Here is a 26,255-nt window from a genome sequence, read left to right as displayed (position 1 = left end):
GCCGGCGAGGCCTTCTTTTATGTAGGACCGGGTGGGCGGCTTGGCACGGGGAACCGAACCGCCCACCCGGCGTCACACGGGCGTGCTTCGCAGCACCCGAAGGCGCGGTCGCTTGCAGGCCGGAGGGACGGGCACGCGTCCCGCCCGGATCAGCATCTCGCGCACCGCGACCTCACGTCCGGCCCGATCGATGACGACGCCCCGGACACCCAGCCAGGTGTCGTCCTCGTGGGGAATCGGCTTGTCCCAATCCACGCGCACCAGGCGCAGCCGGATCGGTCCAACGCCATAGCAGTAGTCCGACTCGGCGAACTCGTACACCGGCCAGCGCGGCTCACTCGGTCGTAACACATGGTCACGAAGTCGTGGCGCGGAGGCCATCCATCTGGCGCGAGCCAGATGGCGCCCTGCGGGTTGCAGCCCGCGGCAGCGAACGAGCTCAGTCACGCGCGTCGGACTCACCTTCCTCGCTAGGCGGCTCCGGAGCGTGCGCTCCGTCCGGTCGGGTCAATGCATATCGCACCCCGCCGAACCGATGTGTCACCGCACTGGCCCGGGTAGAGGCCGCGATCACCTCGTCAGTGACCGGTTCGTCCCGGAAAACCAGCGGCGGGTTCCCCCGACGCGGGCTCTCGCCCGCACCGGGGTCACTCGGATCGGGGAGCTCCGGGCCGATGTTCGGTATCGACACAATCTCGTCCTCTCGCTCAGACGCCCCCCGCCAAGGGAGCCTCGCGCCGAGGCCGCAGACGTCGCTCCGCGACCGACCCATCACCCAAAGATGTCACCCTCCGTGACCCCTTTGGGAGTCTCACGTGCGTTATCATGCTCAGAATCCCGTGACTACGCAAGGCCAGATGCACGTGCATTTGCATCGCCGTCACAAAATAGGCACGCGGAGACACATCCCGGATCGATCGGCGATCCGGGGCATACCAAGGGAGCTTGGAATGACCTACGTGGTCAACGGCATGCCCGCTACCCAGCTGCAGGGTGTGACCTGGCAGAAGAGCGGTCGCAGCAACCCGAGCGGCAACTGTGTGGAGTGCGCCGTCCTGCCTAGCGGCGATGTCGCCGTGCGCAACTCCCGGGACCCAGAGGGTGCGGCGCTGATCTACACCCGGGCCGAGATCGAGGCCTTCCTGGGTGGCGTTCGCGACGGGGACTTCGACAACCTCGTCGCCTGAAACTCATCTACCCCCAACGGTCCGGTCGCCGGCGTTCCAGCGTGCGGCGCAGTTCCGCCTGCGACCGGACCCCTCCCCCCTGACCGAGGTCAGGCGGGACGACCCACCTCGTGCAACAGCTTGCCGAGTATCTCGGGTGTGTGATTCGGGGGCTCGGCGTCGATACAGACGCGCTCCATCGCCATCGCGTAGTGGTCCACATCCTCGCGCTTGTCGAGGTAGATGGCGCTGGTGAGCTGCTCCACATAGACCACGTCCGGCAGCTCAGGCTCCGGGAACCGCAGAATCGCGAACGGTCCGCCCGCCGCCGCATGCCCGCCGGCGTGGAACGGGATGATCTGGAGCCGGACGCTCGGAAGTTTCGACGCCTCGATCAGAAACTCGATCTGCTGGCGCATCACGTCCACCCCGCCGATCGGGCGGCGCAGGACGGCCTCGTCGATCACCGCCCACAGCTGAGGGGCACCCGAACGAGTGAGAATCTGCTGCCGGTGCTTACGAACCTCGACCCGCCGGTCGATCTCGTCCGCGGAGGCGCCGGCGTGACCGAGCATGATCACGGCACGGGCGTAGTCCTGCGTCTGCAGCAGACCCGGAACGAACTGGATCTCGTACGTCCGGATCAGCGTGGCCGCCGCCTCGAGCCCCAGATAAGCCTGGAACCAGCCGGGAAGGACGTCGCTGAAGTGATGCCACCAGCCCGGGTTGTTGGCCTGACGAGCCAGCCCGATGAGAGCCTCGCGCTCGGCGGGGTCGGTCACCCCATACAAGGTCAACAGGTCCGCGACGTCGCGTTCCTTGAAACTGACCCGGCCCAGCTCCATCCGGCTGATCTTCGAACCGGAGGCGCGGATCTCATAGCCCGCGGCCTCACGGGTGATCCCTCTCGACTCCCGCAGCTTCCGAAGCTGGGAGCCGAGCAGGATACGCAGCACGGTTGGGCCGCCGCCCGGCGCCTCCTCCTGCGAACCCGCGCTCACCTGACTCCTCGTCGCTGCTCTGTGACTGCCCGGCGCAGTCTTACGCATCCTAGAGCGGAGATCGTGCACTACGAAACCTGCTGGTTCGTAGCCTCCGAGCGTCTGCGCGCGCCGGATGCACGTGCATCTGGCCTTGCGAACGCACTGGATGACGAGCATGATAGCTGACAGACACGTACCGACTGCTAACACAGCGTGCCGAAAATTGCGGCTGCTCGGACGTTGCGTTCAGTTGGGGCTGTCTGTTGTCCCCCCGACGCCCGCCTCTGGGAGGCACCGCATGTCGAACTGGACGGCGTCCACGCCGACCGTCGCACCTCCGCAGCGCGATCCCGCGGACGTGGCACCGGCCGAGAGCTACCGCCCCGCGGACCCCGTGTGGGTCTATCGGGACGGCTGGCGAGCCGGGATCATCGAGGCGTCATCCCCGCGCGCGGTCACGGTGACCTACCGCCCGGGGACACACCGGGGCACCGGCGTCGACACCTTCACCGCGCCGTATGTGACGTTGCGCGAGGACAGCGACCCCACGCTGGACCATCGCGGACTGCACCTGGTGCGACGGAGCCCGCTGTTATGACCGGGGCAGTCACCGTCTCCGCGATCGTCGGCCTGCTGAGCCTGTTCGCAGGCGTAGCCCTCGGGTGGTATTTGCGGCGCACCAACGACTGGTGCCCCACGTGCGGCGAGCAGCTCACGTGCGGCGTGTGCCCGGTGGGAGTGGCCTGGCACGAGGAGCCGGCCACAGCCGCGCACCACTAACTGATGTTGAAGTTGTCCCGGAACAGGTTCGTGGGGTCGTAACGCCGCTTCAGCTCACGCAGCCGGTCCAGCGTCGCCGGCGGCCAAGCCTCGCCGATGCGTTCCGGGCGCTGATCGGTTTCGAACGAGAGATACAAGCCCCGGAAGAACGGCGCCAGCTCATCCCAGGCCGCGTCCAGGCGGGCCTTCGAGCCGCCGAATGCGACGACGGAGAAGTTCGCCTCGCGGTGGGCGTACGCGGTTGCCTCGGCCGGCACGTCCGCGACCGCGCCGCCGACCGAGCGGACCTGGAAGAAGTAAACGGTGCCGGAGGAGATCAGGCGCTCGGCCACCGTGCAGAACTCCGGCGTCAGGTGGTCGATCAGACCGGAGCGCACGGCCGGTTCGCCTTGGCCGTCGTGCGGCGCGTCCGGGACGTTCATGACTCCGGCGTACGGGACCAACTGCACCTGCTGATCCAACAGAGGCGCCACCCCGGCGATCGGGGTGAACCGCTCGATGATCGTGTCCGGCTCGGCGGAGTCCACCACGCCGTAGATCTGCGCCAGCGACCGCCCACGCCGCGGCGGCCCCATGATCAGGTTCGTGGTGACGTCGCGCGGTGCCGCCTCCATCGCGGCGCCCCACCGCTCCAGCAGACCGGCGCCGTCCCCCGCGTCCAGGACGAACTGACCGAACCCGACCGGTCCCACCTCGTCGACCTCGAACTCGAACGCGGTGACCACACCGAAGTTCGCGCCGGCACCGCGTACCGCCCAGAACAGGTCGGAGTTCTCGTCGGCGGAGGCTCGGACTCGGGTGCCGTCGGCGAGGATCAGTTCGGCAGCACGCATCCGGTCGATGGTCAGGCCGTGCTCGCGGGCCAGCCAGCCGATACCTCCCGCGGTGGCGAGCCCGCCGACACCGACACCGCCGTAGTCGCCGCTGCTCAGGGCCCAGCCGTGCGGCTCCAGCGCGGCGGCGACGTCCTTCCAGCGGGCGCCGGCCTCGACGCGTACGAGCCGGTCCGGCTCGGAGAGGACCTCGATGGCGTTGAGCCGGGACAGGTCGATCACGATGCCGCCGTCGTTGGTCGAGCGGCCGCTGATGCCGTGACCGCCACTGCGGACCGCCAGCGGGACCTCCTGCTCACGGGCGAACGCCAGGGCCTCGGCCACCTCGTCGGCGGTGCGCGGCTGCAGGACCAGACCGGGAGAGCCTCCGCGGAGATAGGTCGAGCGCACTTTCGCGTACGAAAAATCGCCTGGCTCAATCGCAACGGCCGCAAGCGAATCCGGTAGCCCGTCGTAATCGATGCCGTCTCGTCGCAGCGCCAGCGCGGCCAACGGCCGCACCGGGCCGGTGGCGACACCACCCGCGGAACGGGCCCGCGTGACCGCCTCCCGCACCCCGGGAATCACCTCCGCCGCGAAAAGCTCCAGAAGGCCCGGATCGTCAGAACCCACGATGAACGTGCCGATTCCGTGCTCCAGTGCGAGCGCTCCCAGTTCCTCCACCCACTGCGCGGCACTCTTCTCCGGCTCGGCGAAGACGTTCAGCAGACGCCGAATCTCCCGCGGATCACGCCCGGCCGCCTTCGCCGCCTGGTCAATGATCTCGTTGCCGGTCTCCAGAGCACCAGGCTTCAGGTACGACAGTGACGGCAGCCAGCCGTCCGCCTTCGTCCCGATCAGCCGCAGCATCCGCGGCCCGTAGGCACCGACCCAGATCGGCACCTCGTGCGCCGGCGCCGGCCCCCGCTTCGCGCCGGTCAGCCGGAAGTAGTCACCGCCGTAGCGAACACCGCCCCGCTCACCGGTCCGCCACAGCTCGCGGATCACATCGATCGCCTCGCTCAGCTGATCCACGGACTCGCCGGGTGTGCGACGCGTGACGCCCATCGCCTCCATGGCATCCCAGAACCCGCCCGCGCCCAGACCGAGCGCCACCCGGCCACCGGAGAGCAGGTCCAGGCTCGCCGCCGCCCGAGCCAGCACCGGCGCCGGGCGCATCGGGATGTTCAGCACGTTGCCGGCCAGCTCGATCCGCTCGGTACGCGCGGCCACCCAACTCAGCAGCGTCCACGTGTCGAGGAAACCGGGCTGGTACGGGTGGTCCTGGAAGGTGACCAGGTCATAGCCGAGTTCCTCGCTGAGGCGAGCCAGCGCGACCACGGACTCCGGGTCGGCGTTCGAGGGTGTCAGGAAGGTGCCGAACCGCAGCGCGTGACCGTAATCCACAACCTTGATCGTATGCCGGTCCCGGTCAGCTCCAGCGATCTCCGGTGAGACGCTCGTAGACCTCTACATACCGGTTACGGGTCGCCTCGACGACCTCCTCCGGAATCTCCGGCCCCGGCGCGGTCCGGTCCCAGTCGGTCAGGCTCGTCGACCAGTCCCGCAGGAACTGCTTGTCCAGGTAGCGGGGCACACTGCCCGGCTGCCACTCGTCCGCACTCCAGAACCGGGACGAGTCCGGCGTCAGCAGCTCGTCGGCGAGCGTGAGCTGCCCCGTCTCCGTCATACCCAACTCAATCTTGGTGTCAGCAATGATGATCCCCTTGGCCGCGGCGATCTCCGACCCGCGCCGGTAGACCTCGAGCGTGATCCGCCTGAGCTCCTCGGCAAGCTCCTTACCCACCCGCTCCTGCGTCTCCTCGAACGTCAACGGCGCGTCGTGGCCACCACCGACGGGCTCTTTCGTGCTGGGGGTGAAGATCGGCTCGGGGAGCTTGGAGGACTCGATGAGCCCTTCCGGGAGCTCGACGCCGGAGATTTTGCGGTTGTGGTTGTAGTCCTTGAGGCCGGAGCCGGCGAGGTAACCACGGGCGATGCACTCGACCATGACCATGTCCAGGCGGCGGCAGCGGATGGCACGGCCACGCCACTCGTCGGGGACGTCGGTGGCGGAGATGACGTGGTTGGGGACGGTGTCACTCAGCTGGTCGAACCACCAGAGGGAGAGCTGGGTGAGGATCTTGCCCTTGTCCGGAATCAGCGTGGGAAGGATGACATCAAAGATCGAGATCCGGTCAGAGGTGACCAGAAGAAGATCATCCCCGTCGGAGTAAACGTCCCGAACCTTGCCGGAGTGCAGGAGCTCCACGTATGTCCCTTCACACGTACCCGATCACGTCAATGCCACCCTAGAACACGGGGTTCCCGACCCTCGGGTCGCACGACATTGCCGTGACGAGGCCGCCGATCCACCCGGTAGTGCGTATCGCGGGCACCCTGGCTAACGTTACGGGGTGGTCGACAAGCTTGTGCCCAGCTCCAGCGGTGTATCCGCACGTATGAGCAGGCAGAAGCGCCAGAACACCGTGCCCGAGTTGGCCATCCGGCGGCTTCTCCATGCGGCTGGCCTTCGCTATCGGGTGGCATGGCGCATACCCGGCATGGCACGGCGGAGTGTCGACATCGCATTCACTCGAGCGAAGCTCGCAATCTTCGTCGACGGTTGTTTCTGGCACTCGTGCCCGCAGCATCGGACAAGTCCTGCCTCGAACAGCGCCTGGTGGGCGAACAAGCTCGAGACCAATCAGCGCCGCGACACGACGACGGACGAACATCTCGCCGCGCTCGGTTGGAACGTGCTGCGGATCTGGGAGCACGACGATCCTGCTAACGCCGCGCGTCGGATCATCGAACGATTGCAGGAAGCGAACGAACCCTGCGCACCCGGCGCGCCGGCCACACCGGCCACCCCCGAGGATCTAGTATGAGCGACCGGCCGCATGCCGACCCGCTCGTGAACGGCCCCCGCCAGGAGGAAGACATTGACGGTCGAGCCGATCAACGACAGCGCTTCTTCGGAAGAGACGGAGAAACTGCGGCTGATCGACCTCTTCGCCGGTTGTGGAGGTCTGACTTCCGGATTTGTCAACACCGGCAGATTCCGACCCGTCGGTGCCGTTGAGCAGAACCACGCCGCCGCATCAACCTATGCCGCCAATTTCGGCGCTGACCACATGTTCGCAGGCGACATCGAAGAATGGGTGGAAAGCGGCACAGTTCCAGACGCCGACGTCGTAATCGGAGGTCCTCCATGTCAGGGATTCTCAACCCTGGGAAGGCGTGACCCCGACGATCCGCGCAATCAGCTGTGGAACATGTACGTCGATGTACTGAACCGGAGCGGCCCCCGGGCTTTCCTGCTGGAGAACGTTCCACAGTTCGGTAAGTCACAGGAATTTGCCTCGCTGAAGGCTGAGACCGCCAACGGTCGGCTGCAGAACTATCAGCTCCGGTTCGCGGTTGTCCGCGCGACCGACTACGGCGCTGCCCAGTTGCGCCGACGCTTCATCGTCATCGGTACCCACAGGGATCTCCCTGCCGTCGAGATCCCTGCTCCGACGGTTCGTGAGGCTGAATGGCGGACGGTACGTGACGAGATCGGTGACCTGCAGTTCAGCGTCGACCCCGGCAACACCGAACTTCCCGCCAGCTCAACAACATTTTTCCGGAAGTCGCTTCCGGGTCGGTTCAAAGCATCCGACCTCGATCTAGCCCGGAATTACCGGCAACTGACCATCGACCGCATGAACAACATCCCGGAGGGCGGCGATCGGCGAAGCCTCCCGATCGAGCTGATGGCGAAGTGCTGGATCGGGCGCACGGCGGGGATGGACGTGATGGCCCGACTGCGATGGGACCGCCCTTCGGTGACGATCCGAACCGAGTTCTTCAAACCGGAGAAGGGGCGTTACCTGCACCCGGTCGAGAACCGCACGATCAGTCACCACGAAGCAGCTCGCTTGCAGGGCTTCAGGGACACCTTCGAATGGTGCGGCACCAAGAACGACATCGCTCGGCAGATCGGCAACGCCGTTCCGGTGCAGCTCGCCGAGGCTATGGCCACGCACATCGCGGCACGGATCAGCCAGACGGGCTGAATCCGACGACGGGCCCGTCCTCGGGACGTAGCAGACGCACGCTGTCGGTACACAACTTGCGGCAGAGCATGTCCACCTGGCTGTCGTCGAGCGCCTTCACGTCGACAAAGGCCAGGTAACGGCGCAGCCGGCGGCTGACGTCGCGGATCAAGAGTCGGCGTGACAGGTCAGCGGGAACATCGATGATCGCGCTTGCCATAGCAGCGACCAGACGTCGGTCGCCCCCGATACTGCGACGCTCCAGCAGCTGGTTCAGATCGCTCTCCGAAAGCGCAGCGAGCAACGACTCACGTCCCTCGAATACGACGGCCTGCCACCACAGCCGTGCCCAGGTGTGCCGCGTGAGGTCGGTCGCAATCCAGCGCTCGTTGTTGTCGGTGCCGAACCGCCACTCGGTGAGATGCGGCAGCGCGACGAGCGACATAAAGGACCAGATACCGCGGTTCCCCGCTTCCGACCAGGTCAGATCCATACCCGCACGGATCAGGAAGGCGGCTTCACGGTCGAAGGCGATGCGACGTTCCGCCGGGGCGGGCGTCGGGAATCCGAAACGTTCCGCGACGCCGACCATGGTTGTGACCAGATCCGTGACCTGCCGAGTGCTGATTCGGGCTCCGACAGGCGCCCACAACTGGCTCTCGTGGGCCGATGCCGGCACCATCTGCTTCCCGTCGGCCACCTCGGCATACAACGCGACCGCCACAGCCTCGGGTATATACGGCCACAGCACGGTCACTGAAACACCCGACCTTTACCTCCGGCCCGGACGGCTCCGGTGAGCGCAGTCCGGAAGTCTGCAAGTTCCTGCGGAGTCGATGGCGCCTGCTGCGTCAGCCTGGAGGAGCGCACGATCCTCGACAGCACGTCGCCCACCGAGTCGGATGGCCAGTCCGCCCTCTCGTCGAGTTCTTCTCGGCAATGGACCGCGATCTCCAGCAATAGCTCAGCCACGCCAGATTCGAGCTCGTCCAGCAGCGCCTGTTGACGGCGGTCCTTGGCACCCCGTGCCACCGCCCTGCTCAGTTCTGTGTCCCGCTTGTTGATGAGAACGCGGAACGTGGCGAAGAACGCCGCTGACATATCGGTGGTGGTCTCGAGATGCCAACTCGCCTCGGGCGACAACCTGGTCCCCGCGAAGTCGATCTCATGGGTCGGGAACATCGAGGATGAACTGTCGAGCAACACCTGATGCGTGTGCTCGGACAGCACCGATCCGGGGATCCACGCCACTCCAGGGCGATACGACGTGGGCGGCCGCACCATGCTTATCGTGCTGCGCAGTTTGAGCAGACCCGAGATTCGTTCACCGGGAAGAGCCGCATGGGCGATTGCTGACCCGTCCTGATCGAACGACACAAGCGGAGCAGCATCGGTCATGCTGGTCGTCGAGCTGGTCCAGGAAACAGCCAGTACGACGTCGGCCAGGTCAAGACCGGTCTCGTCCCGCAGGCGACCGCCATCGACCCTTACCCTTCGGGCCACCTCGAGATCCGTTCCCGGATCCCAACCATCGATCTCGTCAGGAAGTGCGGACCATTCCTGACCGTCGAACAACTGCCAAGGCTCCCAGATGACTGTCCCGGGCGCCGGAACGAAGTAGGGCAGAACGTCAGCCATTGCTCATCACCTGCCCGATGCGAAATCGAATCACCGCGTCCGGCACGTAATCAGCCAGGACGTACCAGTCGGACTCTCCTCCCGCAGGGATTCGGATGTCGGTACCACGCACAATGGTCGCGCCGTCACCCGACTGCCATTGCAGCACCGTCGGAGGGCTCATCCCCGCAGGCGGTTCGCCTTCCTTGCCACCGCCTTCGACCACGACGTCGACCCCTGCCGTCAGTGTCCGCCCGGTCGTTGCAGCGGGCACCTTCACGACTGCTACGAGAAATGGCCGGCCCTCGTGAAGATGCAGGCGCGGTGATCCCACGAGACGCGGTTTGCCACCGGTCGAGGTCCGTGAGCCGCGAACCGCGCGCCCACCAACGGGCCCGCCGGTGTCGCCACCGTCGGACATGTTGCTGTTGCTGCCGAACTCCTCGCTGCTCTCATCATCGGCGAGTCGCGGTGGGATGACCGATCCCAGGCGTGCAGCCAGTTGCCCGAGGCCTTTCCCGCCCGAACCGCCTGCTTGAGAGCCGAATCCGAGTCGCTCGTCGATGCGCTTCATCAGGAAGGCGCGAAGGCCCTGAACCACGCCACGAGCCGAACCACTGAGTCCCTTGGAGACCCAGTCGTCGTGAGTGGGTGGTTCAGCGGAGGCGAACAACTCGTCGGCGTCCTCCGATGCTCTGAACACGCCCGCGTACGACAGCAGCGGGTCGGGATGCGGCGGACCCTCGAAGTAGTCGACAACAAGTTCGGCGACACGCATGCGCGCGATGTGACGGGTCGGACCTGAGAACGGACGAGCCGCGGTCACAAGCTCGCGACGGCTGGTTCGGTCGGCGACGCCCAGCGCGAACGCCACCGAACCGGCGTTCTTCGGTGGCACAGTTCGCGCGTAACTGTCGCCTCGGTCGTCCCGGATTTCTTTCAAGGCCTGCACGAAGGGCGCCAGATCTTCGAGTTTCTCGGGCGCGGGCACGGGAACTCGACGGCCGTCCACCCCTACAGAGAAACGCATCCGCATCCCGTCCCGATCGGGAACCATCTTGGGCCACAGGTGCCAGAGGATCGACGACGCAAGGAAGGTCGCGGCTTCGTGAGGGCTGCGCTCTCGCACTTCGTTGCCGAGACCGGTGACGCCGAGATCAACACCGAGGACCACGATGTCAGTTCCGGTTCGACCGTCTGCGAAGTCCGGCAGGCTCAGCCGAGTGGAAAAATCCGCCGCTCTGTCGCCGAGAACAGGGTCCGGAATGCCGTCCGGGCCGACTTCCCCCCACCAGTGCCGACCCGTGAAGCGACGGTCGCCTTGGTACCAGCTGTGGCCGAGTGCCGCGCCCATGAACCGACGCGAGTCGAAGCCGGTCGAGTGCGTCCGGGTGTTCACCAATATTGCACCGACCCGGCTCAGTCGATAAAAGATTCCCTTGCCGAAGCCGTAGGTGCCACCGCCGAACTCGTGATCGCTCGGCTCGCCCACGTTCCGAAGGAACTGCACAAAGTCGGCCTTCTGTCCGCCAGCCGCCTTCACCCCGGCACGAAGAGGTCCCCCGAGACCGACGGTGTTCCGGTCCGAGACCACCAGAACGGCCGACTCGGGCCGAAGAACTCCCTCGATCTCCAGCTTCGACTCTGCCGCTGGTCCAGGCAGCAACAGATCCCGCCACCGTGCAGCGCTGTCCCCGAGGACTCGGATGTCGACGTCGAAGTCGACAATCTGACCCGGCACACGAGCGTCCCAGCTGTTCTGCGCCGCCTCGCGGACCAACACCGTCAAGGGGTCGAGCGCCGGCCGACCCAACTGCTTGACGATGCCCTCGGCGGCGGCGGAGCCCTCAGGGGCAAAGGGCTGTGACCACCATTGGAGGCTCATCGAGTCGATTCCACCGCTATCTCGTTCAAGGATGCTTTTGTCACGTGTGGCAGGAGCGAAGTCAGTTCCAGCTGATATTGGAGGCGGCCGACCCCTTCCGGCAACCGTCCTTCAGTCAGGGATGAGGCGACGAGTCGGGGTACTCCGTCCGTCACCGGGACGATGAACTTCTCCCCGACGGCGAACGTGTCGCCGTCGGGTCGGTCGAGATCGGAGTGCCACCCGGCCGCTGCGAGAAGGGATTTGAATCTCGAACGGTCCTTCGCCTGAATCGGAAGTTCCTGGGCCAAGTCACCGACCGTACGACCGTCCGGGTCGTCGACCACACGCACGAGCACCAGTTCCAACGGACGTTTGTCATGGTTGTCGAGCTGCGCGAGGCCGTGGACCACAATGGAGTCCGTTTCCGATCCCAGTCCTTTCACCTCCAGGCACCGCGCGGGAGCCTCAAAGTCGTGAGGTGCCCCGAGCGGGCCCCGCCATGCCTCAATCGGCAGGTCCGGCGCGGCCGCGAGCAATGCCCCCAGAACCGTGAGCTCGGCGAACAGGCCGAGTTTCGCCGGTCGGGTGAGGCCCCGGGCCAGGGCGCTACGAAACAAGCGTCGCCATCGGCCCACTGCCTCGATTGCCTCGGCGCCCGGCCTCGGCGAGCCCTCAATGGTGTCCAGGACGTCGCTCAGAACCTCGTTGAACTCCTCGAACAGCTCGCCGTCGGCGCAGGTCACATCGACATATGTCGCCACCGCTCCGCCGAATCCGAGCCGGCGGACCGAAGTGCCGAGGACGGATGGGCGCGGATCCACCATGAGGTGCTCGCCGTCCACCGGAATCAACAGATGCCGTGCGCCGGACCGGTCTACCGCTGCCCGGCAAACCTCACCACCGAACACGAGCGTGAGGGGGAAAGAAACAAACTCCTCGATCCGCGGTCTACCGAGAACCGCCCATGCACGTTCGAGCTCGCTCAGTCCGCTCGCGCTCACGCCAGCTCTTCAGTGTCGACGTCCAGCGCCTCGTCCAAGTTCTCGCTCTCTACGTCCGAGAGATCGACTGCGACGTGGCTGGCCTGGATCCTGCGCTGCGACGAAGGATCGCCCGGAAACGTGATACCCATGCCGACTACCGGAGTGACGGCCGCTAGTGGCACGCGTCGGGTGGCCGAGCGGCTGTCGGGCTTACGCTCTGCCGGAGTGCTGAGCGGGTCGATGAGGTAAAGGACAAGGAGTCCCCGGTTGTGGTGCACCTTGTCAGCGTTGCGGAGTTTGACCAGGTCGTCCTCGCTCTTCTGACGGGCCTCCGCCACCGTCAGTCCCAGGTCAAGGGCACGGTCCTGCTTGCTCATGAGGGTCTTGATATCGGCCCGGTCCGCACGAGCGTCGTCGAGACGAGAGCGAACCGCATATTGGACGTCGAGACCACCGAACCGAGTTTCCGCCCCCTCACCGATCACAACCGCAACGGACCAGGTCGCCAAGCTCGGCCGCTCATCCGCCAGTCGGCTGTCGATGTACTTGATCATCATGGCGCGATCCAGGTCCGGAGAATCCTCGTGAACCTCGTACCTGCCGAGAAAAGTCTTGATCAGAGACACCGGAACATTGCGGATCAGACGAGCCGTGCTCAGCGGCTCCTCGTCACCGTGCAGCACCGCTTCCTGGACAAGGCTCTGTGCGGCTTCCAGGTTGGCGTCGAGCCACTCCTTGTCCCGATGCAAGAAGTAGCGGGTTTGAAGACGTCGTCCGGCGTACGAGATGTAGGCGGGTTGAGCGGCGCCCATCTTCGCTGTGATGCGTAGCGAGGGGTGCGTCCGAATGCGTACCGCGACCTGGGTCGGAGTCAAGTTCTCACGCTGATAACGATCGATGTCGTCGCGCATCTCGTGCTCGACGGTGGCCAGGTGCCGAAATGCGTCCTCGAGACTCGGCGTCATCCAGATCCGCGGAAGATCCTCATAGCCGCCGCGGTACCCGAACCAACGGCCCATCTGGAGCAGAGTGTCATAGGCTGTAGCCCCTCGGACGAAGAAGCTGACGACCAAGCCCTCCAGCGTGAGGCCTCGCGACAGCGTGTTGCCGCCGACGGCGATCGCCACGACCGACGGTTCCGAGTAGTCGAGCCGATCCTGACTTCGATAGTTGTCCAGAACAACACGGGTGTCCTCGACCACGCCCGCCAAGTGCTCCAGCACCTCGGTGAAGGAGTTCTGCGCTCGGCCGAAGTCTTCGGCCGACACTCGGGCGGATTCCGCTTCCCAGAGCGCGCGCCACTTGTCGAGAACAGCCTCGTCACCGGTGGCGATCTCTTTCAGAGCTGTCGTCCGCAGATGTTCGAGCGGGGCTCGGTAGCTCTCGTGTACCGCGATCTTCACCGAGGTGTGGATCAACATCGTGCTGTGACCGGTGTCGTGTCGTGCCCGACGTGCCGCCGTGGCCAGCCAGAACCAGCGAACCGCATCAATCAATTCGTCGATCATCGTGGGCGTGAAGCCCTCGGCCGACTCTTTACCTCCCGGCCTGAGCAGCGGCACGTCTTCTTCCTGGACGGTACGGACCATGTCGTACCCGTCCAGTGGCTCGTTCGCTGCGGCGTCGTCCTCCCACTCGACCGCATAACGGCCGAAGATCTTCTCCGGCCCGAAATAGCTGTCGGGGCGGGGCAGGTTCAGGATGAACGACTTCGGGTAGAGGTCGTCCTGCGCCGGGTCGACGAAGACATTCGCGAAGGGCGTGGCCGTGTACCCGACGTACGTGCATCGCGGCATGAGGCCGAGGAGCTTCAGAAGCAGCGGGTTGATCCGACCCGTTGCCACAGAAGCCTGGTCAGCCTCGTCGTCGATCACCAATGCGGGAGCCGACTCCAGCGCCTTTCGCGCATTGGGAGCTCCTAGCCATTTGATCAACTTAGTGAGTACGGCGGCGTTCTTCTTCACCACCACCAGGACCGGCTTGTCCAGATTCAGAATCGACGCCGCACCGTGCGTGGGACTGACGAAGTCCCGTTCGACCGACGTCATCGGGATCCAGTCGTCCGGGTTCAGATCCTTCAGGTACTCGTCCAGACGGACCTGCGTCTGCCGCCGAAGACCGTTGTGGATGCCGGAGAGCACGATGACAAGGCGGTACTGAACATCGGCCGCCTTGGCGATGACCGCCGTGAAGTTGGTGGTCTTGCCACTCTGCACATACCCCACCACCAGGCCCTTGGCGTTCCAGGACGCCTTGTCCGGCCTCGGGGTGTGCGCCACGACCGTTCCCGAGGAGCGGTTCACGGAATCGATCCGGTCCTCGTCCCAGCCCTCGTTCTCGAACTGTTCCGCAAGAGCCGGCCAGAATCGGTCGGTCTCCACAGAACCGCTGTACCAGTCCTCCGCCCCGGCGGTGATGATCGGTGGGCCACCGGCTTGAACCTTCGCCTTGTCGGCCAGAAACTGCTGCCGATAACTACTCACGGTTCCGGCGGCCAACGCATCGCCGAATCTCGACACGGCTGCGTCGACACCGAATCTGCGCGCCCAGTCCGCGAACACTGTGTAGAAGGCGTCCAATGCCCTACCCCTCCGACCCGATCCTGGGTCGAACCTATCGGAAGCGGTGTCGGCCGGTGACGCCAAACTCGCCTCTCACGGGTTGCTCGTGGAGCGATGTCGAAGATTGGATGGAAGGCCAGGAAACAAGCAGCCGCCCGGTCACATTCTCGCGACCGGACGGCGGTTACGATCACTCCTGCATCAATTCAGCTGTTCGATCGTGTGACGCATCACCGGCAGCGACGCGAACAAACCCGTTCATCTTGGCCAGAACCACGCCCCGCCCCCGCGGCCAGGGCACGACCCCGCTCCCCCTCGCTCGTGTCCTGCTGGATGCATGACCGTGCCCGAAGACAACCGCACCTACCGCGATCGGCAGGATCAAGGCCGCGAAGCCCAGGCCACCCAACGCCGCCCCACCAATCCGGCGATGACCAGGGACGACGCCGTGGCGACCGCGTGGAGGCCGGGACGGTAGCGTTTCGTTCTGGCGGTGTAAAGGGTTAACAGGCAATGTCACACGCGTGAATTGGGACTCGCGTCGATTCGACACCGATAGGTATCGTTCCCCCCGTCCAGATTGATCACGGGGGTGCGAATGCTGGGCAAGACCCAACGCCGGTGGGCCGGCACGCTCACTGGCGTGCTCGCTCTGATCGGTGCCACCGCCGTGACGATGCAGGCCAGTGCCGGCATTTTGGACACTTCGGGCTGTTCGCGCGGGCGGGTGCTGAACGTTGTCGCGCACCAGGACGACGACCTGCTGTTCATGAACCCTGACGTGCAGCGCGACATCGGTGCGAACAAGTGCACGCTCACCGTGTTCATGACGGCGGGAGACGCCGGCGCCGGCGAGCAGTACTGGCGGGAGCGGGAGAAGGGTCCGCGTGCGGCATACGCCTACATGGCCGACGTCGACGACGAGTGGAACTCCAAGACCGTCACGTTCGGCGACTACGACGTCCGCTACGAGTCACTCGCCGATCGCCCCGACGTGGCGCTGGTCCACCTGCGCGGCCCGGACGGCGGCGGCGGTGGCTGGCCGGCCAACGACGGCGAGAGCCTCGCCGAGCTCTACCAGGGCAGCCTCTCCGAGATCCACTCGGTGGACGGGGCCAACACGTACACGAAGGCCGGCCTGACCGAGCTGCTGCTCGACGTCATGCAGACGTTCCAGCCGGACACCATCCAGACGCTGGACTACTCGGACAAGAACCGCGCCTCGGATCACAGCGACCACCGGACCACGGCGTACCTGACGTTCGACGCGCATCTGAAGTACAAGACGCCGCACCGGATCAGCGCGTACATGGCGTACGCCGTCGCCGATCTGCCCGCCAACGTCTATTACACGGTCGAGGACCGCAAGATGGACGCGTTCATGGCGTACGCGGAACACGACTCGATGGTCTGCCAGACGACCGGCGCGTGCCTCAACGGCGCGTACGACATCCGCTCGTTCCGCCGCTTCAAGAACGCCGCCGAGCAGGGTGGTGTCCTGAACGTCGCGCCGCTCGCCACGATCAGCGCCTCGTCGTACAACCTGACGGCCGGCCAGACCCCGGCGAAGGCCGTGAACGGGTCCACCAAGGGCTCCCCGATCGCCGGCACCGACGAGTGGGCGACGGTCGGCGGCAAGACGGGCAGCTGGATCTACGGCCGTTTCGCGAACGCGCAGACCATCGACCGGGTCGTGCTCTACGACCGGCCGAACGGCAACGACCAGGTCACCGCCGGCACGCTGAGCTTCACCGACGGCACGTCGATCAAGGTCGGCGCGCTGCCGAACAACGGCGAGGCCAAGATTGTGACGTTCGCGCCGAAGCCGATGTGGAGCTTCAAGTTCACCGTGACCGCGGTCAGCGCGACCACGAAGAACGTCGGGCTCGCGGAGATCCAGGCGTTCGCCTCCACGGTCGCGCCGCAGGCCACCGTCACCGCCTCGTCGCAGAACACCGCGACCAGCCAGCAGGCGATCCGCGCGGTGGACGGGTACACGGTCGGCTCGGGCATCGGCACGAACCGCGAGTGGGCTACTACCGGCGGCAAGGCCGGCAGCTGGCTGAAGCTGACCTGGGACAAGCCGCAGACGATCAACAAGGTGGTCCTCTACGACCGGCCGAACGGCAACGACCAGGTCACCGCCGGCACGCTGACGTTCAGCGACGGCAGCAAGGTCAACGTTCCGGCGCTGCCGAACAACGGCGCCGCCTACGCCGTCACCTTCCCGACCCGGACGGTCACCGGTGTCACCTTCACCGTGACCGGCGTCGGCGCCAAGACCGCCAACGTCGGCCTCGCCGAGATCCAAGTGGAGACCGCCCGATGAGCCGGCACGCACGACCGGGCCGGTCCCGGCAGAAGATCAAGATCGCCCTCTTCACCGCGGTGGCCCTGGCAGGCGCGGGCGTCACCCTTCCCGCGGTGGCGGGGACAGATCCGGATGTACGGCTGATCGTCGGCTTGGAGTCCGGCCAGGAGGCGGTCACGACCGACCGGCTCGACGACAAGGGCTACGACCTGGAGGCTTCGGCGCAGCTGGACAAGCTCGGCGCCGCCACCGTCGAGGTGCCCGAGGACGAGGCGTCCGAGGTCGCCGCGAAGCTGCGCAACCAGGAGGGCGTCGAGTTCGTCCAGCTCGACCGCCGCATGACGGTCCTGGCCGATCCGACGGAGGAGAGCGAGACCCCGGCGGCAGAAAGCGACGCGACCGACGAGCAGGCCGCGGCCGGCCCCTCGGTCACCGACGCCCTGAACCAGCTCGGCGTTCCGGCCGCCCTGCAGACCGCCACCACCTGGTCCACGGTCACGATCGCCGTCGTCGACACCGGTGTCACCCCGGCCGGCAACCTCGCCGGCGCGGTCCTGCCCGGCGCCAACGTCATCGAGGGCGCGCCGGACCCCAACGACACCGCCGACGACAACAAGGCCAGTCACGGCACCGCCGTGGCGTCCCTGGTCAAGGCCGCCTGCCCGGCCTGCAACATTCTCCCCGTCAAGGCGGCGGACCAGTGGGGCGGCGTCTACGACAGCGAGGCCGCCGAGGGCATCACCTACGCCGCAGACAAGGGCGCAAAGATCATCAACCTCTCGTTCGGCGCCCCGGACCAGACCAACGACCCGAACTCCGGCGCCGTCGTGCAGACCGCCATCGACTACGCCCGCTCCAAGGGCGCGATCGTGCTGGCCAGCGCCGGCAACACCGCCCGCGGCAACCTGAAGTACTTCCCCGCCGCCGGTGCGGGCGTCCTGGCCGTCGGCGGCACCGACACCGACGGCAAGCGCCACGCCGACTCGAACTTCGGCACCTGGGTCGACCTGGCCGCCCCGCTCTGCGCCACCGCCGCTACGTCCTCCGGCGGCACCCAGGACGTCTGCGGTACGTCGTTCGCCACCGCGCTGACCTCCGGCGTGGCCGGCCTCATCAAGTCGCGAACCCCGGCCGCCAACCAGTGGACCCTCGAGAACGCGCTGACCACCACCGCGACCCCGCCCGCCGACACCGACAAGTGGCTGGCCTTCGGTGAGGTCGCGGCCGACCGCGCGGTGGTCAAGGTCGACACCTCCCGGCCGGCGATCGGCCTGGTCACCCCGTCGTACATGGCCCGCTTCCGGGGCACCATCACGGTGACCGCGGACAGGGTGACCGACGCCGGCGGCTCCGGGCTCGCATACGCCCAGCTGTACGCCGACGGCAAGTACGTCGGAACCGACTACTCCGCGCCGTACGCGGTCCGCTACAACAGCGGCACCCTGAACAAGACGGTCTCGCTGCAGTGGCGGGTGTTCGACCGCGCCGGCAACATGGGCTCGATCTACCGCAACGCGGTCGCCGACAACCTTGCCCCGACGCTGACCTGGACCTCCGGCCCGAAGAACGGCGCCAAGGTCAAGGGCACCGTCACGGTCAAGGCGACCGCGAAGGACGCATCCGGCGTCTACCGGGTCGACCTGTGGATCAACGGCAAGCTCGTCCAGTGGGACTGGACCTCGGGATACGCCTTCTCGATCAAGACCAGCAAGTACGGAAAGACGCTCAAGGTGCAGCTGCGGGCCCAGGACAGGGTCGGCAACATCCGGTACCTGTCCACCCGCACCTGGAAGCGTTAGGCCCGCCCCGCCTGGCGCTCGGCCCGCTCGTGTGAAGTTGGGGTGCGGAGCGGGGCGCAACTCCACACGCACGAGGGCACCCAGCCCGACGAGTGAAGTTGAGGTGCGGAGCGGGGCGCAACTCCACACGCATGAGGGCCGCTAGCGCACGCCGTAGGTCACCAGCAGGTTGCCGAGTACCTGGTACAGGAGCCCGCCGGTGACCACGACGCGGCCGCCGAACACCGGGCCGGCCACCGTGCCGTCGGACGCGTTCAGGACCGCTCCCCCGGCGTACAGGAGGCCACCGGCCCGGACCGGCTGCGTGGCCTCCACCCCCAGCTGGGTGATCCAGGCACGCTTGCCGGTGCGGGCGTCCAGCGCCTCGACGCCGCGGCCCTCGGTGCGATAAACCCGCGTCCCGTCGGCCGCCACGAGCGCCGACTCCTTGCCGGCCGCCGTCCAGACCGCCTTGCCGGTCGCCGCGTCGATCGCCACCAGGCTGCGGTCTTGCGAGGTCACATAGAAGCGGTCGGCCCGCGGCGAGGCGGCCTGGGCGGTCCACCCGCCCTTGCGGGTCCATCGGGTGGCACCGGTGCCGATGTCGACAGCCGCCGTGTCACCGGCCGGCTCGCCGTACCCGTCGGTCTTGTGAATCAGCAGGACGCCGTTGGCGGAGACGCCGGTGGTGGAGTGGTTCACCTTGCGCCAGAGCTGCCTGCCATCCCGCGCGCGGTAGGCGACAACCGCCTCCTCGTCCGATTGTGACCAGCCGGTGACCACCACGACACCCTTGTCCACCACAGCCGAGTAGATCGGCATGTCGAGCGGGAGCTGCCATCGCTGCTTGCCGGTGACCACGTCGATCGCGGTGAGCTGTCCGTCCGGGTCGCTCTGCGAGTTGCAGTCGCCGTTCGCGGCGATCAGCAAACCGTCGCTGACCGCCAGCCGGGGCACCTCGTTGTCCATGATGTCGGCCCAGTCGAAGCGCCAGCCGAGCTTCCCGTCGGCCGCCGCGTAGCTGGAGATCCCCAGGTGGTCGGTGGCGAAGAGTCGGCCGCCGGCGAGCACCGGAGCAGAGGGTCCCGAGCAACTCGCGTCGCTCTTGCGCAGGTTGACCGACCACTTCTTGCCTAGCTTCGCGATGCTGCCCGCGTTGATGACCGATTCCGCCGGGTTGTAGTAGCTGTCCTCGGCGTCATAGCCGGGGTGGTCCCAGAGCGACGCGGGCGCCGCGGCAGCGGGCGTCGCTGCCGCGGCGGCAGCGAGTGCGATGGACAAAACCACTGCGGGGGTACGGGTAAAAGCTGGCATATGTGTACCGTATTCGGGTCAAACCGGTCCCGAACCCAAAACAGGGCGACCCGCGGTTCCCCACGCGGATCGCCCTGTTTGATCGCCCCGGCTCAGCCGTTGAGCAGCTTCAGCATCTGCTGGACCTGGTCGGCGCGGGACTGCCGGACCCGCTCCGCGTAGGACTTGGCCAGCTCGTTGCCGCCCTTGTCCAGTTCCAGGCCGGCCATCTCGACAGCGTTGTGCTGGTGCGCCAGGAACAGGTTGAGGAACGCCGTCTCGAACTTGCCCGCCTTGATCGTGCGGAGCGCCTCGATCTCCTGGTCACCGGTGCTCGGCATGCCGCCGTGGTCGGCGTGCAGGCTGACCCGCTTGTCGACCGTGGTCGGCTTGCCCCACTCGGTGAGCCAGTTCTGCATCATCTTGACCTCGTCGTTCTGCGTGGCCTGCACGGCCTTCGCGAAGTCGACGACCTCCGGGCGCTCGGCCCGCTCGGCGGCGATCTCCACCATCTCCAGGCCCTGCTGCTGGTTGTCGACCAGCATCTGCAGGAACATCACGTCGGTGTCGTTGAACGTGGACCCGGCGGTGATCTCGGAGACGTTCTTGACGTTCTGCGTACCGGCGGCCGCGGACGCCGGAGCGGCCGACGTGTCCTTGGCGGTGTCGGTGCCGCAGGCGCCGAGCAGGAACAGCGGTGCGGCCAGGGCGAGGGCTACGACGCGGCGCTTCACAGCGGCAGCCAGAGGGCGAGCGTCCAGATGGAGGGCTCCCAGCTGCGGATCGAGCTGTGCGCCTGGCGGCACTGGTAACGCACGCCGTTGTAGGTCACCACGTCGTTGACCTTGTACGCCACACCGGGCGCCCACTCCTTGCCGGAGACCGAGCCGGTGGGCTTGGTGGTGGCCGGCGGCTTCGGAGCGGTCGTGGTCGGGGCGGTCGTCGGCGTGGTGGCCGGCGGCTGGGTGGGCGCGGCCGTGGTCGGCGCGGTGGTCGGGGTCGAGCCGCCGCCACCGCCGATGTTCAGGTCCACGCAGTTGTAGAACGCGTTCACGGTGTCCCCGATGTTCCAGACGGCGAGCACCGTCTGCCGGCCGGAGAAGCCGCTGAGGTCGACCTTGTGCGAGACCGTGGCGTTCGGGATCTGGTTGTTGTCGTTGAACGACGCGATCTGCCGGCCACCGATCGAGTAGACCCAGGTGGCGGTCCGGTGCCGGGCGGTCAGCACCCAGTTGAAGGTGACCGAGCTGCCGACGCTGGTGGCGCGCCAGGGGCGCGAGTTGTCGTTGAGCACCGAGAAGTTCGCGTTGCCGCCGTTGCACTGGGCCGAGCCCTTCGGCGCCTCGACGCTCTGCGGCTCGAACTGGATGGCACCGCAGTCCGCGACGGTGCCGGCGGCGCACTGGGCCTGGCGGCTGGGCGGCGAGGAGACGTATCCGTGCGCCAGGGCCGGGGACGACGCGACGGCCAAGCTCGATGCGACCATCCCGAGGGTAGCCAGCGGGTAGGCGATCTTCCTGCGCATGTCAGCTCTCCAGACAACTCGTCCTGGCGTTCCTTACGGCCGGGAACGTTAGGAGCCGCTGCCATAACGGAGCCTTAAAGCGACCGAAAACCCTTAATAAAACGCGCTGCGACCGCGGCGGGGCTGAGGTTCGGGTTCCGCCGGGGCGCTGTGGAGCAGGAATCCGACGCGGGCGCCGCCGAGCGGGCTGCGGTCGATGACCAGCTGCCCGCGCACAGTCTCGGCGGCCCGGCGGACGATGTCGAGGCCGAGCCCGGTCGATCCGGCGCCGCTGAAGCCGCGCTTCACCGCGTTCTCCGGGTCACCGATGCCCGGTCCGGCGTCGTCGACCAGCAGCCCGCTGCCCGAGACCAGCACCCGGAACGCCACACCGTCCGGCGTGTGCGAGAAGACGTTGCCGAGCATCGCGTCGACGACCAGGATCACCTCGCTGCGCGGCATCGGGATCATCACCGGCTCGTTGCCGCCGACCACCTCCCAGGGTCGCTCCTGGTCCTCGGCGAGCACCGACCAGAACGCCAGCCGGTCGGCGAGCACCTCGACCAGGTCGCACTGCTCGGAGCCACGCTCCTGCACGCCCAGCCGGGCACCGGTGATGATCGCCTCGAGCTCCTCGTCGAGCAGGTCACAGGCCTGACGCATGCGCTCGGCGATGGGACCGGGCGGCATCGCCTCCACGTCGAGCCGAAGGCCCGTCAGGGGCGTACGCAATCGGTGTGAAAGATCGGCAGCGAGCTCGCGCTCGCGATCCAGAAGGCGCCGCAGATCATCGGCCATGGTGTTGAAGTCCTTGGCCGCGTCACGCAGCTCGCGCGGCCCGGTCGGGGTGATCCGCTCGTTGAGCTCGCCGCCTCCGAGACGGCGCGTCGCCGCCGCGAGCTGGCGGGTGGAGCGGACCAGCTGGCTGCCGAGGCGGTCGGCCAGCAGCACCGAACCGCCGACCAGGACCACCGCGAGCCCGCCCAGCGCGAGCCAGGCCGGCCAGACACCCCGCCGGGTCTCCTCCTCCGGCACGAAGACCTCGACCACCACGGTCCGGCCGTCGGTCAGCACGGTGGGCTGCAGATACGCGATGCCGCCCGGCGCCTCGGCGGTCGCCGAACGCCGCTCCTGCAGGGCCCGGCGCACGGTGTCGGTGGTCAGGTGCGAGACGCCGATCGGCGCGAGTTCCGGCAGGTGGACGGCGAGCCGGCCGGCGCTGCCCGCCGTCGTGCTGGCCACCGCGTTGGTCAGCTCGACCAGGTCGCTGTCCACGCCGAGCACGGTCACCATCGCGGTGGCCTGCTGCCGCGCCTCGGAGATGGCCCGGTCGTACGCGATCTGCCGGGTCGCGACGGCGAGCGGCACGAGGAACGCCAGGGCCACCATCGAGGTGATCGCCAGCGCGAGCCGGTTCAGCGCCCACCTCATTGCGGATCGACCATCATGACGCCGACTCCTCGGACGGTGTGCAGGAAACGAGGTTTCGCGGCCGTCTCGCCGAGCTTGCGGCGCAGCCAGGAGATGTGCACGTCGATGGTCTGTTCCTCGCCGATGCGGGCCTGCTGCCAGACCTGGTTCATCAGCTCGCGGCGACTGATCACCTGGCCCACCCGCTCGGCCAGGTACGCCAGCACGTCGAACTCCCGCCGGGTGAGCTGCAACGGCTCACCCCGCAGCTCCACCCGCCGCTGCCTCGGCATGATCACGAGCTCGCCCACGGTGATCGTGTTCGGCTGCTGCTCGGTCGTGGTGCGCGCCCGGCGCAGCACCGCGGAGATCCGGGCCAGGATGTGCCCGCCGGAGAACGGTTTGGTCACGTAGTCGTCGGCGCCGGCCTGCAGCAGCGCGATGATGTCCGCCTCGGAGCGCCGGGCGGTCGCCACGATCACCGGGACGTCGGAGACCGTACGCATCATCCGCAGCGCGTCGGTGCCGTCGATGTCGGGCAGCCCCAGGTCGAGAATGACCAGGTCCGGGCGCTCCTGAGTGACGATCCGCAGTGCCGCGGCGGCCTGTCCGACCGGGCGTACGACGTGCCCGGCGTCGGTCAGCGCACGGGTCAGTGCGGCCGTGATGATGCGGTCGTCCTCGACCAACAGGATCAACGCCATGGCGGAAACCATAGGGCAAGGTGAGAGGATGCCCTCGTGCGATCTTCCAGGTGGCTGCCGATAGCCGGGTGGTGTGTGGCCACCGCCACGAGCATCGTGCTCTCCTCGTTCGCGCTCTCGCCCGTGCTGAACGCCGCCCGGGCCGAGGGGGGCGCCCTGCCCGACCTCGATCAGCTGCCACCCGCCCAGGTGGCGGTCACCACGACCGCGTCGCCCACACCGCCGCCGGCCGTCCCGGAGCGTCCCGAGCCCACCGACGACGCGCCCGAGACGGACGATCCGTCACCGACGAGGACGTCGAAGAAGCCGGGGACGAAACCGGCCACCACCGCGCCGGGGACCACCGCGCCGGCCACCACGACGCCACCGACCACCACCGAGAACGGCTGGACGGTCACCACCGGCGGTGACGGCGTGAAGACGTACGTCCGGACGTTCCGCTGCGACGGCGGCACCGCCGCGATCAAGATGACCAGCCAGGGCATCGTCTCGCTGGTCACGGCCACGCCCGCCGACGGTTACAGCGTGCAGAAACAGGGCTCGGACACCAACCTCGCGATCTATTTCACCTCGACCGAGCGCAGCTTCGTGATCCACGCGCAGTGGTGGAACAACGAGCCCTTCGTCGAGGTCACCGAGATCGGCGCCGCATAAACAGTTTTGACCGCCGCCGGTCGTCCATTGCTGTTTCTCGATCTGCCTGATCGCCCGAGCACCCTCCTACCTTCGCCGCAAGCACGACGCGAAGGAGGAGATCCCCCGTGTGGCAACGCTTTTCCACCGCCGGCCTCGCCCTGGTCACGACCCTGGCAGGAGTGGTCGTAGCGGGTACACCGGCTACCGCCGGCCCGGTTCTGTACACCGACAGCCCGGACGCCGTACCGGGCCGCTACATCGTCACGCTCGCCGACCGCTCCGGGGTGGGTGACCAGGCGCGGGGCTTGACCCGCCGGTTCGGCGGACAGGTCCGGCACGTCTTCGACCAGGTCGGGTTCGGCTTCTCCGCGGCGATGAGCGAGAGCCAGGCGCGGAGACTGGCCGACGACCCGGCCGTCGCCTCGGTCGAGCAGGTGCAGCGGATCACCGTGCAGGACACCCAGACCAACCCGCCCAACTGGGGCGACGACCGCATCGACCAGCGGTCACTGCCGCTGGACCGCAGCTTCACCTACCCGGCGGGCCCGGGGCAGGGCGTCACCGTCTATGTGCTGGACACCGGCATCAACGCGGCGCACGCCGAGTTCAGCGGGCGGGTGCGTCAGGGCGTCGACATCGTCGACGGCGACAGCAACCCGGCCGACTGCCACGGTCACGGCACGCACGTGGCGGGCACCGCGGCCGGCACCACGTACGGGATCGCGAAGAAGGCGAGCGTGGTGGCCGTACGGGTGCTGAACTGCCAGGGCTCGGGGACCAACGACGACCTGATCGCGGGCATCAACTGGGTGCGCTCGAACGCCCAGAGACCGGCCGTCGCCAACTACAGCATCGGCTGCGGCAGCCGGTGCACCAGCCAGGCCATGGACAGCGCGGTCACCAACCTGATCGGGTCCGGGGTGCAGTTCGTGCAGGCGGCCGGCAACTCGTCGGACAACGCCTGCTACTACAGCCCGCAGGCGGTGCCGGCAGCAATCACGGTGGGTAACAGCAACAGCTCGGATGCCCGCTATACGACGAGTAACTACGGCTCGTGTCTCGACCTGTTCGCGCCCGGCACGAGCATCGTCTCGGCGTCGTACTCGAGCAACACCGGCAGCGCCACGATGACCGGCACGTCGATGGCCTCGCCGCACGTCGCCGGTGCCGCAGCCGCCTACCTCGGCATCAATCCGTCGGCGTCGCCGGCGCAGGTCCGCGACGCGCTGGTCACCAACGGCACCACCGGGAAGATCACCGGCGGCGGCAGTGGATCCCCGAACGTGCTGCTCTACACGGGCTTCCTGAGCGGAGGCCCGGGTCCGGACCCGGATCCCGACCCGACCTGCACACCGAACCAGCCGATCGGTAACCCGGGCTTCGAGTCCGGCAGCAGCCCGTGGACCTCGACCGCCAACGTGATCGGGACCTGGTCGCAATACCCGGCCCGGACCGGCACCCGCAACGCGTGGCTGAACGGCGGCGGCCAGGCACAGACCGACACGCTCTCACAGCGGGTGACGCTGCCGTCCTGCGAGACGGTCACTCTGCGCTTCTGGATCCGGATCGCGACGGCCGAGTACGACGGGCAGGTCTACGACCGGCTCACCCTGACCGCCGGCGGTGCGACCGTCGCGGCGTACACCAACCTGGACAAAACATCCGGGTATGTGGAGAAGGCGGTTGACCTGTCCGCCTTCGCCGGGCAGACGGTGGACCTCGTGTTCACCGGTGTCGAGGACTGGTCCCTGCAGACCAGCTTCGTGATCGACGACGTGTCCGTCAGCGCGTCGTCCTGACCCGGCGGGAG

The 26,255-nt window shown here is 67.3% G+C and carries 23 protein-coding genes; 9 read left to right on the top strand and 14 right to left on the bottom strand.

Annotated features, from left to right (window positions below):
• Positions 1-72 precede the first annotated feature (72 nt).
• Positions 73-351, bottom strand: a complete 279-nt coding sequence (locus AB0M02_RS42045; RefSeq protein ID WP_364238018.1) for a hypothetical protein — start codon at positions 349-351, stop codon at positions 73-75.
• Between the two features lie 599 nt (positions 352-950).
• On the opposite strand from AB0M02_RS42045, the gene AB0M02_RS42040 reads away from it, so the two are divergent.
• On the top strand, positions 951-1,187 hold the full coding sequence (locus AB0M02_RS42040) for a DUF397 domain-containing protein (protein WP_364238017.1): 237 nt from the start codon (positions 951-953) through the stop codon (positions 1,185-1,187).
• 89 nt (positions 1,188-1,276) lie between these two features.
• On the opposite strand, the gene AB0M02_RS42035 is transcribed toward AB0M02_RS42040, so the two are convergent.
• Complete coding sequence (locus tag AB0M02_RS42035; protein WP_364238016.1) at positions 1,277-2,167, bottom strand: helix-turn-helix transcriptional regulator; 891 nt, start codon at positions 2,165-2,167, stop codon at positions 1,277-1,279.
• A gap of 280 nt (positions 2,168-2,447) precedes the next feature.
• Between AB0M02_RS42035 and AB0M02_RS42030 the strand changes: the two genes are divergently transcribed.
• Positions 2,448-2,747: a hypothetical protein gene (locus AB0M02_RS42030; RefSeq protein WP_364238015.1), complete on the top strand. Its 300-nt coding sequence runs from the start codon at positions 2,448-2,450 to the stop codon at positions 2,745-2,747.
• On the top strand, positions 2,744-2,929 hold the full coding sequence (locus AB0M02_RS42025) for a hypothetical protein (protein ID WP_364238013.1): 186 nt from the start codon (positions 2,744-2,746) through the stop codon (positions 2,927-2,929). The genes AB0M02_RS42030 and AB0M02_RS42025 overlap by 4 nt, the downstream gene beginning before the upstream one ends.
• On the opposite strand, the gene AB0M02_RS42020 is transcribed toward AB0M02_RS42025, so the two are convergent.
• Entirely contained in the window at positions 2,926-5,148 is a 2,223-nt protein-coding gene (locus AB0M02_RS42020; RefSeq protein WP_364238011.1) for an LLM class flavin-dependent oxidoreductase, read from the bottom strand. The genes AB0M02_RS42025 and AB0M02_RS42020 overlap by 4 nt on opposite strands.
• A gap of 25 nt (positions 5,149-5,173) precedes the next feature.
• Complete coding sequence (locus AB0M02_RS42015) at positions 5,174-6,013, bottom strand: phosphoribosylaminoimidazolesuccinocarboxamide synthase (RefSeq protein ID WP_364238009.1); 840 nt, start codon at positions 6,011-6,013, stop codon at positions 5,174-5,176.
• A 145-nt stretch (positions 6,014-6,158) separates the two neighbouring features.
• Between AB0M02_RS42015 and AB0M02_RS42010 the strand changes: the two genes are divergently transcribed.
• On the top strand, positions 6,159-6,632 hold the full coding sequence (locus tag AB0M02_RS42010) for a very short patch repair endonuclease (RefSeq protein WP_364238007.1): 474 nt from the start codon (positions 6,159-6,161) through the stop codon (positions 6,630-6,632).
• 54 nt (positions 6,633-6,686) lie between these two features.
• Positions 6,687-7,802, top strand: a complete 1,116-nt coding sequence (locus AB0M02_RS42005; RefSeq protein ID WP_364238005.1) for a DNA cytosine methyltransferase — start codon at positions 6,687-6,689, stop codon at positions 7,800-7,802.
• On the opposite strand, the gene AB0M02_RS42000 is transcribed toward AB0M02_RS42005, so the two are convergent.
• The 5 genes from AB0M02_RS42000 to AB0M02_RS41980 are packed head-to-tail and all read right to left on the bottom strand — an operon-like array spanning position 7,786 to position 14,827.
• Positions 7,786-8,538: a hypothetical protein gene (locus AB0M02_RS42000; protein WP_364238003.1), complete on the bottom strand. Its 753-nt coding sequence runs from the start codon at positions 8,536-8,538 to the stop codon at positions 7,786-7,788. The two genes, AB0M02_RS42005 and AB0M02_RS42000, sit on opposite strands and share 17 nt — an antisense overlap.
• On the bottom strand, positions 8,535-9,419 hold the full coding sequence (locus AB0M02_RS41995) for a hypothetical protein (protein ID WP_364238002.1): 885 nt from the start codon (positions 9,417-9,419) through the stop codon (positions 8,535-8,537). Before AB0M02_RS41995 ends, AB0M02_RS42000 begins: the two co-directional genes overlap by 4 nt.
• Positions 9,412-11,283 (bottom strand): hypothetical protein, encoded by a 1,872-nt coding sequence (locus tag AB0M02_RS41990; protein ID WP_364238000.1) that lies wholly within the window; start codon positions 11,281-11,283, stop codon positions 9,412-9,414. The genes AB0M02_RS41995 and AB0M02_RS41990 overlap by 8 nt, the downstream gene beginning before the upstream one ends.
• Positions 11,280-12,266 (bottom strand): PD-(D/E)XK motif protein, encoded by a 987-nt coding sequence (locus AB0M02_RS41985; protein WP_364237998.1) that lies wholly within the window; start codon positions 12,264-12,266, stop codon positions 11,280-11,282. Before AB0M02_RS41985 ends, AB0M02_RS41990 begins: the two co-directional genes overlap by 4 nt.
• A complete protein-coding gene (locus AB0M02_RS41980) occupies positions 12,263-14,827 on the bottom strand; it encodes a Z1 domain-containing protein (protein WP_364237996.1) in 2,565 nt (854 codons plus the stop codon). Before AB0M02_RS41980 ends, AB0M02_RS41985 begins: the two co-directional genes overlap by 4 nt.
• Positions 14,828-15,452: 625 nt before the next feature.
• On the opposite strand from AB0M02_RS41980, the gene AB0M02_RS41975 reads away from it, so the two are divergent.
• Positions 15,453-17,138 carry a discoidin domain-containing protein gene (locus tag AB0M02_RS41975; RefSeq protein WP_364237994.1) on the top strand — a complete coding sequence of 562 codons (1,686 nt, stop codon included), beginning with the start codon at positions 15,453-15,455 and terminating at the stop codon, positions 17,136-17,138.
• On the top strand, positions 17,135-18,919 hold the full coding sequence (locus AB0M02_RS41970) for a S8 family serine peptidase (RefSeq protein WP_364237993.1): 1,785 nt from the start codon (positions 17,135-17,137) through the stop codon (positions 18,917-18,919). Before AB0M02_RS41975 ends, AB0M02_RS41970 begins: the two co-directional genes overlap by 4 nt.
• Before the next feature lie 141 nt (positions 18,920-19,060).
• On the opposite strand, the gene AB0M02_RS41965 is transcribed toward AB0M02_RS41970, so the two are convergent.
• The 5 genes from AB0M02_RS41965 to AB0M02_RS41945 form a co-directional block, all read right to left on the bottom strand.
• Positions 19,061-20,212, bottom strand: a complete 1,152-nt coding sequence (locus AB0M02_RS41965; RefSeq protein ID WP_364237991.1) for a PQQ-binding-like beta-propeller repeat protein — start codon at positions 20,210-20,212, stop codon at positions 19,061-19,063.
• A 92-nt stretch (positions 20,213-20,304) separates the two neighbouring features.
• Entirely contained in the window at positions 20,305-20,925 is a 621-nt protein-coding gene (locus tag AB0M02_RS41960; protein ID WP_364237989.1) for a DUF305 domain-containing protein, read from the bottom strand.
• Entirely contained in the window at positions 20,922-21,716 is a 795-nt protein-coding gene (locus tag AB0M02_RS41955) for a lytic polysaccharide monooxygenase (protein ID WP_364237987.1), read from the bottom strand. Before AB0M02_RS41955 ends, AB0M02_RS41960 begins: the two co-directional genes overlap by 4 nt.
• 93 nt (positions 21,717-21,809) lie before the next feature.
• Complete coding sequence (locus AB0M02_RS41950) at positions 21,810-23,126, bottom strand: HAMP domain-containing sensor histidine kinase (RefSeq protein WP_364237985.1); 1,317 nt, start codon at positions 23,124-23,126, stop codon at positions 21,810-21,812.
• Positions 23,123-23,809 carry a response regulator transcription factor gene (locus AB0M02_RS41945; RefSeq protein WP_364237984.1) on the bottom strand — a complete coding sequence of 229 codons (687 nt, stop codon included), beginning with the start codon at positions 23,807-23,809 and terminating at the stop codon, positions 23,123-23,125. Before AB0M02_RS41945 ends, AB0M02_RS41950 begins: the two co-directional genes overlap by 4 nt.
• Positions 23,810-23,845: 36 nt before the next feature.
• Here AB0M02_RS41945 and AB0M02_RS41940 point away from each other — a divergent pair, with 36 nt between their 5' ends.
• Both AB0M02_RS41940 and AB0M02_RS41935 read left to right on the top strand, forming a co-directional pair.
• Complete coding sequence (locus AB0M02_RS41940) at positions 23,846-24,463, top strand: DNA mismatch repair protein MutL (protein WP_364237983.1); 618 nt, start codon at positions 23,846-23,848, stop codon at positions 24,461-24,463.
• A gap of 107 nt (positions 24,464-24,570) precedes the next feature.
• A complete protein-coding gene (locus tag AB0M02_RS41935; protein ID WP_364237982.1) occupies positions 24,571-26,244 on the top strand; it encodes a S8 family serine peptidase in 1,674 nt (557 codons plus the stop codon).
• Positions 26,245-26,255: the final 11 nt, after the last annotated feature.

Origin of the sequence: Actinoplanes sp. NPDC051861, assembly GCF_040681145.1 — a bacterium.
In the GTDB taxonomy this organism is placed as follows: Bacteria; Actinomycetota; Actinomycetes; order Mycobacteriales; family Micromonosporaceae; genus Actinoplanes.
Note: the sequence above shows the minus strand (reverse complement) of the source record. Positions and strands in the feature narration are given on the sequence as shown.

What these genes read in the sequence shown, in the direction of transcription:
- AB0M02_RS42040 (WP_364238017.1), top strand. Translation starts at nt 951, where the DNA reads ATGACCTACGTGGTCAACGGCATGCCCGCTACCCAGCTGCAGGGTGTG.
- AB0M02_RS42030 (WP_364238015.1), top strand. Translation starts at nt 2,448, where the DNA reads ATGTCGAACTGGACGGCGTCCACGCCGACCGTCGCACCTCCGCAGCGC.
- AB0M02_RS42025 (WP_364238013.1), top strand. Translation starts at nt 2,744, where the DNA reads ATGACCGGGGCAGTCACCGTCTCCGCGATCGTCGGCCTGCTGAGCCTG.
- AB0M02_RS41995 (WP_364238002.1), bottom strand. Translation starts at nt 9,419, where the DNA reads ATGGCTGACGTTCTGCCCTACTTCGTTCCGGCGCCCGGGACAGTCATC.
- AB0M02_RS41990 (WP_364238000.1), bottom strand. Translation starts at nt 11,283, where the DNA reads ATGAGCCTCCAATGGTGGTCACAGCCCTTTGCCCCTGAGGGCTCCGCC.
- AB0M02_RS41970 (WP_364237993.1), top strand. Translation starts at nt 17,135, where the DNA reads ATGAGCCGGCACGCACGACCGGGCCGGTCCCGGCAGAAGATCAAGATC.
- AB0M02_RS41965 (WP_364237991.1), bottom strand. Translation starts at nt 20,212, where the DNA reads ATGCCAGCTTTTACCCGTACCCCCGCAGTGGTTTTGTCCATCGCACTC.
- AB0M02_RS41955 (WP_364237987.1), bottom strand. Translation starts at nt 21,716, where the DNA reads ATGCGCAGGAAGATCGCCTACCCGCTGGCTACCCTCGGGATGGTCGCA.
- AB0M02_RS41950 (WP_364237985.1), bottom strand. Translation starts at nt 23,126, where the DNA reads ATGAGGTGGGCGCTGAACCGGCTCGCGCTGGCGATCACCTCGATGGTG.
- AB0M02_RS41945 (WP_364237984.1), bottom strand. Translation starts at nt 23,809, where the DNA reads ATGGCGTTGATCCTGTTGGTCGAGGACGACCGCATCATCACGGCCGCA.